Source organism: Leucobacter sp. UT-8R-CII-1-4, assembly GCF_030010235.1.
Classification (GTDB): Bacteria; Actinomycetota; Actinomycetes; order Actinomycetales; family Microbacteriaceae; genus Leucobacter.
Map to the genome: position 1 here is coordinate 86,712 of NZ_JASCRS010000003.1, position 16,246 is coordinate 102,957.

Sequence of the window (16,246 nt, forward strand, 5' to 3'; positions counted from 1 at the left end):
TACACCCCATTCAACAGGAGTATGAGATGTCGCAGACTGCCACCCAAGGCCCTCAGCGCATGCTTGCAGGTCGTTACTCGATCGACGAGCTGCTGGGTCAAGGTGGCATGTCCACGGTCTATCGCGGCACCGATGTGAAACTTGGTCGCCAGGTTGCGATCAAGATCATGCGTGCCAACCTGGCCGACGACGAGCAGTTCCGTTCGCGGTTCCGCCAGGAGGCTCAGTCGGCTTCACGTCTCGCTCACCCGAGTGTGGTGCGTGTGCTTGATGCCGGCGACGACCTTATTCAGTCTGCGGCTGGCCCGCAGCGGCTTCCATTCATCGTGATGGAGTACGTCGACGGTCAGAATCTGCGTGAAATCACTTCAGAACGTCAGTTGACTCCGGCTGAGGCCTGCCGCGTTGTTGATTCTGTGCTGACTGCTCTCGAGTACTCGCACCGTGCAGGCATTGTGCACCGCGACATCAAGCCTGCCAACATCATGATCACCAAGTCTGGTCAGGTCAAGGTGATGGACTTTGGTATCGCTCGCGCGGTGTCTGAGACCTCTTCGACCGTGCAGCAGACCACGGCGATCCTGGGCACAGCCGCATACTTCTCTCCAGAGCAGGCAAAGGGCGAGACGGTTGATACCCGCACCGACCTGTATTCAACCGGTGTACTGCTTTACGAATTGCTCGCTGGTACCGTTCCGTTCCGTGGTGACACTGCAGTGGCGGTGGCCTATCAGCATGTGAGCGAGCGCCCACAGGCGCCGAGCACGCATAACGATGAGCTCTCAGAGGCTCTTGATCGTGTGGTTATGCACTCGCTCGCGAAGGATCGAAACCGCCGCTTCCAGACTGCGTCTGAGTTTCGCGACGCGCTTCGCCTCGCTGCTACCGGCGTGGTGCCGAAGCTCAGCAGTGACGATGACCAGGCTTCGGTGTTGTTTAGCACCAGCACTGACGTGTCTGAGTCTGACCTTGCGCTGCGCCGCCTTTCAGAGACCGGTGGGTCGAATCGCTCGCAGAGCCGCCCGCCGGTGATGTGGGTGTGGGCTTCGATCTTGACGATCACCGCGGTTATCGCCGCTGTCGCTTTCTGGGTTGTCACTATGGTGCCAAGCAACTTTGTGCCGGAGAGCAGCCGAGTTATCCCGAAGCTTGCTGGGGTTGAACGCACCGAGGCGATTGAAGATCTCCTCGATCTTGATCTGAAACCTCTTGTACAAGAGATCGCTGATGACGATACGCCTATTGGTGCCGTGGTGAAGACAGATCCTGTGGCCGGCGAGCGTGTTGCCCCGGACACGGAGGTCACCGTGTTTATTTCGACTGGGCCAGCGAATCCGAAGGTGCCGAGCCTCAGCGGGCAATCGCTTGATGAGTACACCAAAGCGGTTGAGGCGCTTGGCCTCACCGTTGGTACCGTTTCAAAGGCTGACGATCCGAGCGCTCCGACAGATCGGGTGCTGAGTGTTCTTCCTGAACCTGGTTCTGCGTTGAAGCCTGGCGATGCGATTGATGTGACTGTTTCGACGGGTCTCGTGAACGTTCCGGATGTAAATGGGCAGGCGTTAGAAGTGGCAAGAAGCCTGCTGAACGGCCTTGTCAGCGTAAAGCCGATGCCTCGCGACAACTGTGCCCAAGCGGCTGGTTACCCGGTAATCGAGCAGTCACTGGTTGGCCAGCAGCCCCAGAACTCAGAGGTAGTTATTTCTTACTGCACCGGCTAATGCCGATTGATCTTTTGTAAAAGGTAGAGGCGCAGCTCGTATGAGCTGCGCCTCTACCTTTTTGCGTTGGATCGATCCAGCGTAAAACCTACTTCACGCTGAGCAGGGGTGAGAGTGATGCGGCGATCTCAGCCGCTTCGTGTGCGCCACAGGCCACCAGCCAGTTACCGAGCTGTCGGTAACCGCCCTCGGTGAGCACCGACTCGGGGTGGTACTGCACTCCGTAGATCGGAAGTTCAGTGTGGCGCAACGCCATTACGATTCCGCTCGAGGTTTCTGCCGTAATGGTCAATTCAGCGGGCACAGTGTCACGCACGACAGCGAGCGAGTGGTACCTCGTTGCATTGAACTCTGATTCGACCCCGGTGAAGAATGAATCGTTGTTGTGCTGAACGATCGAGACTTTACCGTGCATCAATTCGTCAGCGTGAGTCACCGTGGCACCCATCGCTTCAGCAATCGCTTGATGGCCGAGGCAGACGCCCAGCAGGGGCACACCGCTTCGCAACGCTAGATGCACCATTGGAATGGATAGCCCAGCATCGCTTGGGGTGCCCGGTCCAGGTGAGATCAGCACACCGTCGTATTCGCGCACCATCTGCTCAAGTTCGCCGATGGTGATTTCATCGTTGCGAATCACTTTGGTTTCGGCGCCGAGCTGCTGCAGGTAACCGTTCAGGGTATAAACGAAGCTGTCGTAGTTATCAATGACGAGTACTCGAGTCATGTCAGCTCCCTACCGTCGCGAGGTCTTGTTCGGTGTCAAAAAACTGTGCTGCCCACGGGTATCCGTAGAACACCAGTGCGTACACAATGCCGGCAAGCACCGCGAGCATGAATACGATCCGCAGCCAGGCTGGGCCGGGGAGGAATCGCCAGATCAGCGAGAACATGTTTATGCCTTCCCTAGGTCTGGATTAACTTTGAGCAGCGATTCGGGTGGCCCGTCGCTTGTTGGTTGGAACGAGTCGAGTACGGCATAGGCAATAGCGCGCTCGTCTGATCCGAAGTCTTTTGGATGACAGGTGGTGAGGGTCAAGATTTGGTCGACTCCGGGCACACCGTCAAGTCTCGGGAACGGGAGCAGTACGTCGCTCTCTTCAGGTAGCACGTACTCAATCGAGCGGAAGCTGTAGGTGTACCAGCCCTCTGCCGTTTTCACGTAGATTGAATCGCCTAGACGCAGATTCATAATCTCTTTGAACGGTGTCGTGCGCGGCCCTGATCGGTGCGCAGCTACCGCAAAGTTACCCGGCTCTCCAGGCATCTGCGTGGTCGAGTACCGGCCGATCCCGCGATCTGAAAGATTCAGCACTTCGTTGCGAGAGACACCCTCAGCGATGTTATTCACAAAGGTTGAACCGAACGCCGGAATGTACATGAGGCCAAACACCTCGTTGTCGGGCACTCGAGCAGCTGCCGGAATCACACCGTCGTACGGCTCTGTAGGCGCGGCGGCGTCGAGGTCGGCGGCGATCTGCTGCGAAAGTTTGCCCTGTTCGGCAACCACAACTGTGCTGGTGTACCAGGGTTGCCACACCAGATAACCGACAACAATAAGGCCGCTCACAAAAAGGAGCTCACCAATTACTGTCAACGGGCTGAGCTTTGCCCGGGCCCGCTTCTTCGTCGTATGGCGACCTGTCATAGCCATATTGTAGGTGCGCAGGCTGTGAGAACTTTCGAACACAGCAATCGTAGGTATCTCTACGCTGCTGAAGGTAGAATCGATCGCATGGCTGCAGCAGGAAAAGACGTAAGCAAGCAGAGCGCGAAAAACATTGACCGCCTGAGCAAGGCTGAGGCGGCAGAATTGCGCCGCGAAGCTCCGAACCCAGTGTGGTTCAAGCCGCTCATGTTCGGTTTTATGCTGCTCGGACTTATCTGGATCATCGTGTACTACATCACGAGCGCTACTCCACTGCCGTTGCCGATCCCAGCGCTTGGTCAGGGAAACATCTTTGTTGGCTTCGGCCTGGTGCTCATCGGTTTTATGATGACGCCTTGGTGGAAGTAACAACTTCCGCATAATTCCGCCCGAATCACACCGGTGTAATTCTCCCCAGGTGGGGATAAACCTGTGGATAACTTCTGTGAAATAGCAAAAGAGGGTGCGAGTTCAGATTTGAACTCGCACCCTCTTGCTGTCTCTATGAACAGGTACTCCGCCGAGCCGACCTAACCGGGAAGCACCACGAAGTAGAGCATCGAGAGCGCTACGATCAGCACCGCCACACCGGACATGGCCACCACCCGCTGAGTAGCTTTACGCGGCCCGTTCGTGATCAGCAGCAGCCACATGGTGAGCGCACCAATGACCATGCCGCCAAGGTGCGCCTGCCAAGAAATCGCGGCACCTGGAATCAAACCAATCGCAAAGTTAATTCCGATAAGTACAGCAAGAGACGTGACATTTGCCCGGTTCGCTTTGAGAGCGACAAAGGTGGCGGCAAGAAGGCCAAAGATTGCGCCAGAAGCGCCCACCGCTGCAGTGAACAAAGCCTGAGATGTGTTTGGCGCAAAATACACCCACATCATCACGCCAAGCGATCCACCGATGCCGCTAAAGAGATAGAGCACAGTGAACCAAAGGCGTCCGAGCAACCGTTCAAGCCCCGGGCCAAACAGCCAGAGCGCATACATATTGAAGAGAATATGCAGGAAGAACCCAGTCGAGTGAGTAAACATCGCGGTAAATAGCCGCCACGGCTCAAACCCAAAAGATGAACTCAACGTAGCCGAGACATCACTTGGCAGTGAGTACACCGGCGCGTACCAAAGCGTCGCAGTAACCGGGTCAATACCGTCTCTACCGAAGAACCAGCTACTGATCATCTGAGCAACAAAGACGATCGCACAGAGCGCGATGAAGATATAAGTGACAATCGGACGATCCGTGTCACTCAGCTTGCGCGTGATCACACGCGCCGACCGGCCAACCCGCGCGCTAGTGCTTGGCGCTGCGGCACGCACACACTCTGCGCAGAGCACGCCGACAGGCGAAACTATCTGGCACTCAGAGCAAATGGTGCGGCCGCAGCGCTGACACAGCGTGAAGCTTGGCCGATCCTTGTGGCGGTAGCAGTAGTCGTTTGGCCCGGGCTCAGCGCGTTCGCCAAATCGAGGAGTACCGGTACCGCCAAAAGACACGCTTAGACCTCAGCGATATCGATGCCGGTCATCACCACAGCGTCAAGCGGGCGATCCTGTGCGCCAACTGGCACAGCGGCAATTGCGTCAACAACGGTCTTCGAAGCGTCGTCAGCAACCTCGCCGAAGATCGAGTGCTTGCCGTTTAGCCAGGCTGGAGCCATCGTGGTGATGAAGAACTGCGAACCGTTGGTGCCCGACATCTTGCCGGTCATGTCGCGGCGCTGGCCAGCATTTGCCATAGCGAGCTGGTAGGGCTTGTCGAAAACGAGCTCAGGGTGAATCTCGTCATCGAAGGTGTAGCCTGGGCCGCCCATGCCAGTGCCGTCTGGGTCGCCACCCTGGATCATGAAGTCCTGAATAATACGGTGGAAAATAACGTTGTCGTAGAAGCCCTTCTGAGCGAGGTCTACGAAGTTCTTCACGGTCTTTGGAGCGTGATCACCAAAAAGGTTGATCACGATGTCGCCGTGGTTCGTGTGAATGGTCGCAACTGCGGTATGAAGAGTCATAGTTGCCATTGTATGAGGTAGTAAGCTCGCCAAACCGTGAGCATCTGCTGTGTCTTCTCTACAGAGTCATCGTGTTCACACGGTCCTATCGTGTAGCGTGGGGAGAGTAGGCACGCCCTATCCGTACTGTTCCGGAGGTTCATATGTCACTCTCACGCAAGCGCAAGCGCGAACTGAACAAGCTCCGCTCCCAGGCTGAGGTTTTGCTCGATGAGCAGCGCGAAATTCTTGGGCACGCTGGTGTGCTCGCTCAGGAGGCCGGCCGCCAGGCTAAGCACCTGGGAAACGAGGTCGTTGTACCTCGCGTAAATGATGCAATCGAGGGTGTACGCCCGAAGATCGACCGCGGCATCGATACCGCCCGTCGCGCTCAGGCGAACGCTCGTCTGCTGGTTGCACCATTGCTCGCATCTGCCCTTGCCAGTACCATTCGCGGCCTTGAGCGCATGGATAACAGCGATGCAGCCCGTCAGGTGCAGGCATTCGGTGTGCAGCAGGGCCTGATCCAGGCACCGAAGAAGAAGCGTTCAACCTTCGGTCGCGTTCTCGCAATTGGTGCCGGTGTTGCTGCTGCTGGCGCAATCGGTTACACCCTTTGGCAGGCGTTCCGCAGCGACGACGAACTCTGGGTTGCTCCCGAGGATCGCGACTAACTTCTCAAAAGCGTGGTGTTTTGGGCTGTACAGCCTGAGACACCACGCTTTTTTGTACCCTTGGGGCTATTTGTTTGAACGGCCCTGACGGTTAGCCGGCCTGCGATTGCCGCCACGATTGCGCTGATCTATGCCAGCCATTCGCATCGCCGCCTGTACCAGCGAGAGAGTACGCAGTCCTTTGATGTCTCGGATAGCAACCCAGCGCGCCTCATCAGAACTACCGCCAACTTCGTTTCGAAGCGGTCCGTCTTTCACGCTCGCCCGATAAATGATTCGAATGGTGTGCAGTTCCGGGTCGGTTCCCTCGGGAACTTCCTCACGAATCATCACCCGCGAATCAACCCCAATTAGCTTGCCAACACGAGCCTCAAGACCGGTCTCCTCAAAGACCTCGCGCACCACGGCATCACGTGGATCTTCGCCGGCTTCAAGACCGCCCCCTGGCAGGGTCCAACCGTGCAGGTGCCCTCGTCGCCAGTGGGTGAGCAGCAGTTTGCCCCTGCGCTCAACAACCGCATACGCGGCGACTCGGATCTCCATACGTTGAGCCTACCGGCTCCGTGTAACAGCAAGCCGCGAGAAACTCTGGGCTGGTTCGAAGCTGAGAAGATTACGCAGTCGCTTGCCAGCCTCGGAGCCAACGCCGAACACGGCTATACGCGTCCGCGCGAGCATCGGGAGCCGAGAGAAAGATGTCGTGTAGCGCACCAGGAATGCGCTCCACTGTCACCGAGGGTCCAAGTTTCAGAGCGGCTTTCGCCACCTCATCGACTTCTAGCACCGTATCGGCGCGCAGCATGTTGTCGTTCCAGTTCAACGCGAATTCAAACTTGGCAGAAAGCAGTACGCATGTGGGCACTCCCACATCGATACCCGCGCTGATCCGCTCATGCCCGGCAATAACAGCTCGCAACCAACCGGCCCGAATAGGCATCGTATGTTCTGGGCGCCAAGCAGGGTTGATCGTGTCAAGCTCTTCAGGAGAACAGCTCGCGCGCTGCGCGAGGGTGTAAAACCCAAGATCAAGCTGTGGCATCGCAACATCGCGCGGGTTAAACCAAGCCTGCAGACTAATCACTGGCGCAATCGCTCGGCGGGCGGCACCCGTGATCTGCAACTCTAGCCACGGGCTATTGAGTACCAGCGCATCAGCAATGCCCCGGTGTCGATCAGCCCAAAGACTCAGCACGAGGCCCCCGGTCGAATGACCAAAAAGCACCAGTTTTCGTTCACTTGGAAGATCTGCAATCTGATCGGCTTCACTCGCACTCTTGCCCCGAATGATTGCAATTGAGGCAGCTATTTCGGCGTCGTAGTCATCGAGATGCTCGACATAACCAAATGTTTGCCCCTCACGCAGGCTGCGCCCGTACTTTCGCAGATCCAGCGCATAGAAGCGTGCACCACGCGATGTGAAGAACCTAGCCAGTTGCTTCTGAAAGAAGTAGTCGCTCCAGCCGTGCACGTACAACACATCAAGATGTTCAAACTCGCGGCTAGAGCCAAAAAACCGTTTCCAGAAACCAAGGTGCTCCGGCAGTGCGCGCACCAGCGTCGCGCACAACGGACCCTCTTTGTCTGTTCCCAGATCAATGTCTGTGCACTCAAACTCATCGCCGAGCGCGTCTGGTCGCCACTGCGTCATATTTTGAGTCTACGCGCGGCGCAGATTTGTGGCAGTGACTAGTACGTTACTCACAACCACAAGTGCGATTCCGAGCCATTCTTGCAAGCTCAGCATCTGGTGCAACACCAGAAGACCCACAATTGCTGCCCACACCGGATGCATACTCGCAAGAGTGCTAAACAACCCTGGTGAAAGTCTACGCAAGGCAAGCATGTCGATCGAAAGCGGTACAACTGACGACAGCAACGCACACACCACCGCCAAAATTACTGGCAGCAGGGTGGGAGGGTGTGCACTGAACCAGAAAAATGCAATCGGAATCCACATCACCACTGAAACAAGGCTCGCTGCAGCCGAACCCTCAAAACCTGGAAGACGCTGGCCGATCTTGCGATTGAGCAGCACATAGCAGGCCCAAGCAACAGCCGAAATGAGTCCGATGCCGACGCCAATAAAGTCAGTGCTGGGGCTCGGGTTTACGAGCACCACCACACCCACGCCAGCAAGCACGCCACACAGCACATCGATCAATCGACGAGAGGCGAGGATCGCAATGGCGAGCGGCCCCAAGAACTCGAGAGTGATTGCGAGCCCAAGGCCCAATCGATCGATCGTCGCGTACACCGTCATATTCATGACGCCAAGGACAATGCCGAGGCAGATCACTGGCCACCATTGCGACCAGGTCATCCGTCGAAGTTTGGGCCGGCCAAGTGGCAGCATGACGATAGCAGTGATCACCTGACGAATCACGACGACGCCAACGGGCCCGATCGCAGAGAAGGCAAGCGCACCGGTTGCCGCCCCTGCTTGGTTGCTAAGCGAGGCTGCTAGCGCGAGCGCTATTCCCTGGCTCATGCCCTTTTTGGCAGAGGGCGCGGGAGAGGCTGCGGGCTCGGGCGTTGCGGTCACGAGATAACACTAGTTATCAAGGGCCTGCTTTGCAGAATGCGCCCTACAATCTGCGTTAGATTCTGCCGCGTTCGCCAACCCGTGCGGTAATTTCACCGGGCACGATTCTGGCGAGCGCCGCCAAAAACTTGTAGCGCAGAGATGGAATTGAGAGCGCCTTATTGTGTGCTGCATCGCGCAACGACTCGGCAACAACCTGCTCAGCGTTCAGCCACATCCAATTCGGCACACCTTCTTCACCGGGGGCGAGACCCATTCGCTCATGGAAATGCGTGTGAGTGAAGCCTGGGCAGACGGCTGTCACCGTCACTCCGCGCGGCCCATAGCGCGCGTTGGCCCAGCGTGAGAACACAACGAGCCATTGCTTCGACGCCGAGTAGGTGCTTCGTGGAATAAACGCGGCAACCGACGCGATGTTCAAGATCGTGCCGGCCCGCCGTGCCAGCATTCCCTGCAGTGCAGCATGGCTGAGCCGCATCTGTACCTCGTTGTGCAAGCGCAGATGGCGCACTTCTTCGGTGATCTCGTTGTTTTCAAAGTCCAGTGGCAAGCCAAAGCCCGCATTGTTCACGAGCACTCTGATTGGGCGATCCTCGCTCAATAACCGTGATTCGACCAAATCAAGACCTTCTTCGAGAAGCAGGTCTGCAGCAATAATCTCGGTGCGAACACCGTGCTGTGTCTCAATCTCGGTGGCGAGCTGTTCAAGCGGCTCTTGGTTTCGCGCGACCAACACTAGCGAAAACCCGCGCGCTGCGAGCTGTCTCGCATATTCAGCGCCAAGCCCAGAACTGGCGCCGGTGATCAGTGCTGTTGTTGCTTTCACGCGCGCAAACCTCAACTAACTCAGGCGCTCAACTTCAACAAACACGACGGGGTCGCCAGTGCCGCGGTGCTCAATCTGATGTTCTGATCCTGCCGGCCGTGTGTAGCTCTGGCCGGTCACGAGAGCCGCCTCGAACTCGCTGCCGTCGCTATTCACCACGTGCATGCTCATGGTCACGAGTGGCACCACAACATACTCGTACTCGTGCACGTGCATCGGGATCACGCCGCCAGCTTCAATGGTCCATTTCGTAACCTTGAATTGCTCGTTTTCTAGCTGCAGTTCTGCGTGTGATCCGGTGCTCATAGTGAGCAGTCTAGCTCGCCAAAAATAGACGACACCTGCTGATCGTTCTCAGTCGTCGATTGAGGGTTCGAAGCCTGCCTCAATCAGTGTTTCTGCTCGTGAAGTATTCGGTGCGAAGTCAAGCATGTCGGTACGAAGCACAAGATCTCGGTCAACGTGCAATGCCATACCGTGCGCTGCCCGGCGCACATCCTGATCTTCAATTGCACGCAAAAGGGCTCGATGGTCAGCGAGCATCGTATCGTTCGAAATACCAAGGTAGATCAACCCACGATCGGCTGCTTCGTTGAGCGCCTGCATCACTCCGATGTAGAGATCTAGCAGCAAACGGCTACCACTTGCTTCAACGATGAGACGGTGAAATGAGTTGGCTCGGGTTGTGTGGTTGCAGCGCTCTTGCTCTTCTTGCTGTGAGTCAAGGCTGTGCTGGTAGCTTGCTCGGAGCGCTTCAAGCTGCTCTTCGCTGCGGTTGAGTGCTGCCGCCTGAGCAGCTTCGATCTCGAGTGAGCGTCGATAGATCAGCACTTCTTCAATGTCATGCCCGGAAAGAAACTCAGTGAGTACCGTGCCGACTGCTGTTCTTGCCCGCACAAATGTGCCGACTCCGGGCACGGTTTCAAGCATGCCGAGGGTCGCGAGGGCGCGTACTGCCTCGCGAACGGTTGATCGCCCGACGCCGATGAGTTCCATCAGCTCAGGCTCTTTCGGGATAAGCTCCCCCACCTGCCACTCGCCCCCAACGATGTGGGAACGCAGGTAGGTGAGCGCATTTCGAGCCTTCTGAGAGCCGCTTTGCGGTCCGCTTACTGCCATTACGCTCACCTCCTTCCGGTCACAATGTACCGGAACCTAGGTTAGAGCGTCGAAACCCAATCAGTGAGTTGGGAAAGCCCATCAACTGTGGCGGTCAACCCAAGTGCCTGCACCTGGCGTCCTTCAACTCGCAATACCTTCTCGTTTGAGATTGCAGAAAGGCTGGCCACGGCCGGATTCGCGAGTAATTCGGTGAACATTCGGTCACCCGTGCCGTTCATATCAATCAGCACGATTCCGTCCGGGTTTGCCTGTACAAGCTGTTCGGCACTGATTGGCCCGGTTCGGTCAATTCCCAGCTCTGCGGCGACATTCTGCGCGCCAGAAAGTCCAAGCAGCTCGATCGGGTACGCGCTCCCCGCGGTTACGAATGGCCGACCGGCCTGGTTGGTCAGCACCATCACGCGGGGGCCGTCGTCAGTGCTTTCGGCTGCCTCGTTCTTCAGGCCTTCCTTGATCTCGGTCTGCAGGGTGTCTGCTTGCTCGTCACCGCCGGTTGCCTGGCCGATCAGATCAATATTTGTGATCAATGCTTTGCTGCTGCTCCATGAGTCTGGGAGCTGCAGCGCCGAAATACCTGCTTGTTGAAGTACATCAGCAATGGGTGCCTCGTTGCCATGACGCGGGCTCATCACAACAAGGTCCGGATTGAGTGCAATGACATTTTCTGCCTGGATTTCCATTGCAACAGGAAAGGTGGATTCAACCTTTTCGAGTTCTTCGACGTGACCGCCAAGCGCTGGATTCAGCACCGCCTCGGGAATCAGCACTAGGTGATCTGCCAGGCCGAGCTCTGCAATAACTTCTGCGCTCTCATAGTCAAGGGCCGCGATTCGTTTAGGTTCTGCCTCAATGGTGAGGGTTGAAGCTTCACCTCCGGCACCCGCCGGAATATCAATGGTGCGTGGCCAGGCAACTTCTTGTGTGGCCGCTTCGGGAGCTGGCTTTTTGTCATTCGCTGTTGCGCATCCGCTGAGCGTGAGGGTCAGCGCGGTGAGAGTTGCGGCTGAAACCGTAACGAGGCGTGCACGTTTCATCAGATTCCTTTGTTTGTCTGTGTCAGTCGGTCGAAAGAAATCTGCGACCCTGTGGAGTGGTGTGGATACTGGTCTGCACGCCGTAGGCCGCGTGCACTAGTTCTGGGCGAAGCACGTCTTCTGGCGATCCAGCGTAAGATTCGCCGTCGCTGCTCAGCAGCAAGATTTGTGTGCACGCATTGAGCGCAAGACTGAGATCGTGCAGCGCTGCGATCACGATTTTTCCGTCCTCACCGAGTTTTCGCATGGTTTTCTCAACGATGCGCTGGTGGTACAGGTCAAGCGCCGACGTGGGTTCATCAAGAATCACGATCGGTGTGTTCTGAGCCAGTACGCGAGCAAGTTGCACCAACTGTTTTTGGCCGCCAGAGAGCGTGCCGAATCGTCGTTTCGCGAGATCTGCAACACCCATTTCGGCGAGTGCTTCTTTCGCGGCTTCCGTGGGGTGTGGACGTTTTGAAGCTCTGGCCCCAATCGCTACGAGCTCTTGCACACGTAATTCTTCTGGTGCGTTCACGTCTTGTGCGAGCAGTGAGACATACGAAGCTCGGTCGCTTGCCGACATGCCGCTCAAGTCTCGTTCGCCGCGTTTTGCCGTGCCGAGACGTTCTACGCCCGAGTGCGCAAGGGCCGAGAGCAACGATGATTTTCCCACGCCGTTGGGACCAACGACGCCGAGTACGGTGCCCGGTAAAAAGCGAAGCTCGAGTGGATCTCCTAGCGCTCTGCCGGAACGTGTTGCTGCGAATGAGTCGAAGGTGAGTGTGCCCGCAAGAGTTGGGCACGATGCTGTGAGTTGGATCATGCTGGCCTCTTTCTGAGTAGCAGAATGAGAAAGATTGGCGCGCCGACTAGTGCGGCGACGACGCCTGTTTGCACAACAACTGAACCGAATGCTGCGCGCGCGATGGTGTCGGCGAGCACAAGGAACAACGCGCCGCCGAGTGCCGACAGTGGCAGCAGGCGAGCATGTGAGGCGCCGACGATAAGGCGCACGGCGTGCGGCACGACCAGTCCAACAAAACTAATGATTCCGCTCACGGCTACGGCTGCACCGGTGACCAGAGAGGCCACGAGAAGGAGGAGCACACGCTCTCTGGCAACGTTCACACCCGACGTTGCGGCTGTTTGTTCACCGAGTGAGAGCGCATCGAGTGCGTGGATCCGGGATAGCAAATACGCGATACCAAGCACGATCGGCGCAAGTGCGATCAATACGTGGTCCCAACTGCGCAGCTCTAGGTCACCTGCTAGCCAGAAAAGCGCACTACGCACCAGGGCGTCATCGTGCGCGTTGGCAATTAGGACGTTAATAATCGCGCCAGCGAGTGCGCTGATTGACACACCGACCAAGATGATGGTCGCAGGCCCGAGATCGCGGCGGGTCTGCAAAACAAATTGCAGAATCAACGAGACGATGGCGGCGCCGGCAAAGGCAGCGAGTGGAATTCCCCACTGGCTGCTGCCTGCAAGTCCCATGGTGATTCCCGCAACAGCTCCGACAGCGGCACCGGCTGACACACCTGTAATGCCTGGTTCAGCGAGAGGGTTTCGCAGGATCGCTTGCATCACTGCGCCGACGGTTGCTAGGCCGGCACCCACCAGCATTGCGACGATGATGCGTGGCAATCTGATCGACCAAATTACTGCGGCCGCCGAGTTTTCCGCTTCTGCCGGGCGAAAGAGTGCCTGCAGAGTTTCAGGCACGCTGAGTCTCACAACACCGAGCGAAAGTGACAAGAATGCCGCAACAACCAGCAGCAGAGTTGCCGCGGTAGCGGTGATCCAGACACTTCGGCGATTCACAGATTTCCTCGGTTTAATGGAATGAGAAAGCAGCTCTCACACGTCTGATGTTATAGATCAGATCTATGCAGTTTCTGATGATATGGTGAAAATCGTGACTCGCCTGACCGATCCATATGATGCCCTGCTCCTGTGCTCCTTTGGAGGACCCAACGAATCTGACGACGTAGTTCCGTTTCTGCGTAACGTCACCAAGGGGAAGAACATCCCCGAAGAAAGGCTCAAGGAGGTCGGCGAGCATTACTACATGTTCGGCGGCAAGAGCCCAATCAACGAACAGAACCTGGCACTGCTTGAGGCCCTACAGGCCGAGCTGAAGCGCCGCCACATCGACCTGTCGGTGATCTGGGGAAACCGCAACTGGCACCCCTACACGGTGGACACTCTGCGTGACGCCGCCGCCTTCGGCACAAAGCGCGTACTCACGCTGGTCACCAGCGCCTATGCATCGTACTCAGGCAGCCGCCAGTATCGCGAACACCTGGCTGCTGCCCGGGATGCACTTGGCGAACTCGCCCCGCAGATTGACATTCTTCGCCCCTTCTTTAACGATCCGGCCTTCGTCTCGGCAAACACGTCTGCAATTGTTGAGGCGCTCGAATCACTCGAGGGCGGCCATGAGGGCGCACACATTGTGTACGTCACTCACTCAATCCCTGACACCATGCAAGATGCTTCGGCAGCAACCGGCCCCGGCTACAAAGAGCAGCACGAAGATGTTCAACAGTCGATCGATGCTGCACTCGCAGAGCGATTCGGCGTGCAATTTGCCTCGTCGCTTTCCTACTGCTCACGTTCGGGCGATCCTCGCGTGCCATGGCTCGAACCAGACGTGAACGACCACATCGAAGAGCTTGCTACTCAGGGCGTAAAGCGAATTGTGATTGCTCCAATCGGTTTTGTTTCTGATCACATGGAGGTCGCGTTTGACCTTGATGTTGAGGCAATGGAAACCGCCAAAGAACAGGGCATGGTGGCGGCTCGCGCCGCAACTGTCGGTGTGCGCGCTGACTTCGTAGCCGGCATCGTCGACATGATCGTTGAGCGAGCAGCACGCGAACGAGGCGAGCAGGTAGATGCACCAACCGTAGGCACACTCGGTGCGTTCCCCGACGTTGCACCACCAAATAGCTGCCGTATGCGTCACGGAGAGGTCACCGGTCTGCCGGTGCTCGCTGGCGACGAAGACTAATTCAGATTTCAAAGGAAGTAGTACAAACATGAGCGACACCCAGAAGCCATTTGTTGATCATTCAGCGGTTGCCGAAGAGATCAACGCGGCCGTGAACTACACAATGTACGCAGCATTTGCCGAGGATCGCCTGGTCGAAGCTCCCGGAGAGAGCGCGGTCGCTGCGATCAACGCACGAATCGCTGCCGTCGATGGCCTCACCGTACGCGGCTGGTATGACCTATCGGGCTTCCGTGCCGACGCCGATGTGCTGATCTGGCTGCACGCCCCAACCACCGAAGCGCTGCAGGAAGCGTACCGCGCGGTGCTCGAGGGCTCCGCTGGCCGCCTGAACCCGGTGTGGTCAAACATTGGTGTGCACCGCACAGCAGAGTTCAACAAGGGCCATATCCCGGCCTTCCTTGCCGGCGATGCACCGAAAGATTACGTCTGCGTATATCCATTCGTGCGCTCGTATGAGTGGTACCTGCTTTCAGACGAGGATCGCAGCCGCATGTTGCGCGAGCACGGCGGCGCGGCGCGCGACTTCGGCGATGTGCTCGCAAACACGATTTCGTCATTCGCACTCGGTGACTACGAGTGGTTGCTTGCCTTCGAGGCTGACGACTTGATTCGTATCGTTGATCTCATGCGCGAGCTTCGTGCTACCGAGGCACGTTTGCATGTTCGTGATGAACTGCCGTTCTTCACCGGCCCACGCCGTGACGCCGAGACACTTCTTCGTCGCGCAATGGTGTAACCGCCCTGCACGTTATTTAACTAGCTACTCACGAAAAACGCTCCCTGCTCTCGCTACTGGCGAGGGAGGGAGCGTTTTTGTCAGTCAGGTGAGGTACCCGGCCCAGTTTTATCGGCCACGCCACTCATCGGCGAGGATCGCATACAGCAATCCATCGATCCAGCCGTGCTCGCGATGTAGCGATTCTTTTACCGAATAGGACTCTCGACGCATTCCCAAACGTTCCATCAGACGCCACGAGGGCTCATTTGCAGCGAAAGCACCGGCTTCTACGCGGCGTAACCCCAGATCTCGGAAACACACGTCCAGAAGGGCTCCTGCGGCTTCTGTCGCGTAGCCCTTGCCCGAGGCTGCGGGGTCTAAAGTCCAACCGATCTCAGCCTGCACGCCTTTGGCTTGGTCTTTGATCTCACGCTGGCCCCAACCATCACCAACGCTCAGCATCAGATCACCAATGATCTCACCGTCAACCTCAACCACGAGGTAGTCGAGGTACTTCTCGGGGTAGGTCTTGTTCCAGTCATCCTGATCGACTGGGTGCCAGCCAAGCCATTCACCGACCTCGTCGAGACCACGAAAGCGCCACAGCGCGTCGACATCTTCAAGCTCGGCTGGGCGAATGCTGAGGCGTTCGGTCGACAGTGGCCAGATCTCAAGATCACGAAATCCAATACTTGATTCGTTTTGCGCACTCATACAAAAACCCTAGCAATCCTGGAAACACAAAAGCCCCGCTTCAAGCGGGGCTTTTGTTTGTTGTGGATCCTAGGAGAATCGAACTCCTGACATCCTGCTTGCAAAGCAGGCACTCTACCAACTGAGTTAAGGACCCGAGACAAATCTTGCGATTTTTCTCAGAGGCTTTCTGATTTTCATCTGTCGGCCTCGACTCATCAACTATAGCGAGATAATCCGTACACTGCAAAACGAGGCATTCAATCAGGCCGCT

20 protein-coding genes and 1 tRNA gene are annotated in these 16,246 nt (G+C 57.1%); 5 read left to right on the forward strand and 16 right to left on the reverse strand.

Features of this window, described 5'->3' with window-relative positions; all coding sequences use genetic code 11:
- Nucleotides 1-26 precede the first annotated feature (26 nt).
- The gene (gene pknB, locus QBL02_RS07755) at nt 27-1,721 is read left to right on the forward strand and encodes a Stk1 family PASTA domain-containing Ser/Thr kinase (RefSeq protein WP_282725840.1); all 1,695 of its coding nucleotides are present in this window, start codon (nt 27-29) and stop codon (nt 1,719-1,721) included.
- A gap of 88 nt (nt 1,722-1,809) precedes the next feature.
- Here the strand turns inward: pknB and QBL02_RS07760 are convergent, their stop codons facing one another.
- From QBL02_RS07760 to QBL02_RS07770, 3 genes are read right to left on the reverse strand one after another with little or no spacing between them, the layout of a single operon-like run.
- A complete protein-coding gene (locus QBL02_RS07760) occupies nt 1,810-2,448 on the reverse strand; it encodes a gamma-glutamyl-gamma-aminobutyrate hydrolase family protein (protein ID WP_282725841.1) in 639 nt (212 codons plus the stop codon).
- 1 nt (nt 2,449) lies between these two features.
- A complete protein-coding gene (locus QBL02_RS07765) occupies nt 2,450-2,614 on the reverse strand; it encodes a hypothetical protein (protein ID WP_282725842.1) in 165 nt (54 codons plus the stop codon).
- Nucleotides 2,615-2,616: 2 nt separating this feature from the next.
- Nucleotides 2,617-3,369 carry a class E sortase gene (locus QBL02_RS07770; protein WP_282725843.1) on the reverse strand — a complete coding sequence of 251 codons (753 nt, stop codon included), beginning with the start codon at nt 3,367-3,369 and terminating at the stop codon, nt 2,617-2,619.
- Between the two features lie 87 nt (nt 3,370-3,456).
- On the opposite strand from QBL02_RS07770, the gene QBL02_RS07775 reads away from it, so the two are divergent.
- Nucleotides 3,457-3,738, forward strand: a complete 282-nt coding sequence (locus tag QBL02_RS07775) for a cell division protein CrgA (RefSeq protein WP_282725844.1) — start codon at nt 3,457-3,459, stop codon at nt 3,736-3,738.
- Nucleotides 3,739-3,899: 161 nt separating this feature from the next.
- Here QBL02_RS07775 and QBL02_RS07780 read toward each other — a convergent pair whose 3' ends face one another.
- Both QBL02_RS07780 and QBL02_RS07785 read right to left on the reverse strand, forming a co-directional pair.
- Nucleotides 3,900-4,871, reverse strand: a complete 972-nt coding sequence (locus QBL02_RS07780; protein WP_282725845.1) for a rhomboid family intramembrane serine protease — start codon at nt 4,869-4,871, stop codon at nt 3,900-3,902.
- Nucleotides 4,872-4,873: 2 nt separating this feature from the next.
- Entirely contained in the window at nt 4,874-5,383 is a 510-nt protein-coding gene (locus tag QBL02_RS07785; RefSeq protein WP_282725846.1) for a peptidylprolyl isomerase, read from the reverse strand.
- 143 nt (nt 5,384-5,526) lie between these two features.
- Here QBL02_RS07785 and QBL02_RS07790 point away from each other — a divergent pair, with 143 nt between their 5' ends.
- Nucleotides 5,527-6,036: a DNA/RNA helicase gene (locus QBL02_RS07790; RefSeq protein WP_282725847.1), complete on the forward strand. Its 510-nt coding sequence runs from the start codon at nt 5,527-5,529 to the stop codon at nt 6,034-6,036.
- Between the two features lie 66 nt (nt 6,037-6,102).
- Here the strand turns inward: QBL02_RS07790 and QBL02_RS07795 are convergent, their stop codons facing one another.
- From QBL02_RS07795 to QBL02_RS07835, 9 genes are all read right to left on the reverse strand, one after another.
- A complete protein-coding gene (locus QBL02_RS07795) occupies nt 6,103-6,579 on the reverse strand; it encodes an NUDIX hydrolase (protein WP_282725848.1) in 477 nt (158 codons plus the stop codon).
- 70 nt (nt 6,580-6,649) lie between these two features.
- Nucleotides 6,650-7,684, reverse strand: a complete 1,035-nt coding sequence (locus QBL02_RS07800; protein ID WP_282725849.1) for an alpha/beta hydrolase — start codon at nt 7,682-7,684, stop codon at nt 6,650-6,652.
- 9 nt (nt 7,685-7,693) lie between these two features.
- Nucleotides 7,694-8,578, reverse strand: coding sequence for an EamA family transporter (locus QBL02_RS07805; RefSeq protein ID WP_282725850.1), 885 nt, complete (start codon nt 8,576-8,578; stop codon nt 7,694-7,696).
- Between the two features lie 55 nt (nt 8,579-8,633).
- Nucleotides 8,634-9,404 carry an SDR family oxidoreductase gene (locus tag QBL02_RS07810; protein ID WP_282725851.1) on the reverse strand — a complete coding sequence of 257 codons (771 nt, stop codon included), beginning with the start codon at nt 9,402-9,404 and terminating at the stop codon, nt 8,634-8,636.
- 15 nt (nt 9,405-9,419) lie between these two features.
- Nucleotides 9,420-9,710 (reverse strand): cupin, encoded by a 291-nt coding sequence (locus QBL02_RS07815; RefSeq protein ID WP_282725852.1) that lies wholly within the window; start codon nt 9,708-9,710, stop codon nt 9,420-9,422.
- 48 nt (nt 9,711-9,758) lie between these two features.
- Entirely contained in the window at nt 9,759-10,523 is a 765-nt protein-coding gene (locus tag QBL02_RS07820; protein WP_282725853.1) for a GntR family transcriptional regulator, read from the reverse strand.
- A 41-nt stretch (nt 10,524-10,564) separates the two neighbouring features.
- Nucleotides 10,565-11,560 carry an ABC transporter substrate-binding protein gene (locus QBL02_RS07825; RefSeq protein ID WP_282725854.1) on the reverse strand — a complete coding sequence of 332 codons (996 nt, stop codon included), beginning with the start codon at nt 11,558-11,560 and terminating at the stop codon, nt 10,565-10,567.
- A 22-nt stretch (nt 11,561-11,582) separates the two neighbouring features.
- Complete coding sequence (locus QBL02_RS07830; RefSeq protein ID WP_282725855.1) at nt 11,583-12,365, reverse strand: ABC transporter ATP-binding protein; 783 nt, start codon at nt 12,363-12,365, stop codon at nt 11,583-11,585.
- Entirely contained in the window at nt 12,362-13,366 is a 1,005-nt protein-coding gene (locus QBL02_RS07835) for an iron ABC transporter permease (RefSeq protein ID WP_282725856.1), read from the reverse strand. The genes QBL02_RS07830 and QBL02_RS07835 overlap by 4 nt, the downstream gene beginning before the upstream one ends.
- Before the next feature lie 94 nt (nt 13,367-13,460).
- On the opposite strand from QBL02_RS07835, the gene QBL02_RS07840 reads away from it, so the two are divergent.
- Both QBL02_RS07840 and hemQ read left to right on the forward strand, forming a co-directional pair.
- On the forward strand, nt 13,461-14,558 hold the full coding sequence (locus QBL02_RS07840; protein WP_282725857.1) for a ferrochelatase: 1,098 nt from the start codon (nt 13,461-13,463) through the stop codon (nt 14,556-14,558).
- A gap of 28 nt (nt 14,559-14,586) precedes the next feature.
- Nucleotides 14,587-15,297 (forward strand): hydrogen peroxide-dependent heme synthase, encoded by a 711-nt coding sequence (hemQ, locus tag QBL02_RS07845; protein WP_282725858.1) that lies wholly within the window; start codon nt 14,587-14,589, stop codon nt 15,295-15,297.
- Nucleotides 15,298-15,405: 108 nt separating this feature from the next.
- Here the strand turns inward: hemQ and QBL02_RS07850 are convergent, their stop codons facing one another.
- Together QBL02_RS07850 and QBL02_RS07855 are read right to left on the reverse strand one after the other, a co-directional pair.
- A complete protein-coding gene (locus tag QBL02_RS07850; RefSeq protein ID WP_282725859.1) occupies nt 15,406-15,993 on the reverse strand; it encodes a GNAT family protein in 588 nt (195 codons plus the stop codon).
- A gap of 63 nt (nt 15,994-16,056) precedes the next feature.
- A tRNA-Ala gene (locus tag QBL02_RS07855) sits at nt 16,057-16,129 on the reverse strand.
- Between the last annotated feature and the right edge of the window lie 117 nt (nt 16,130-16,246).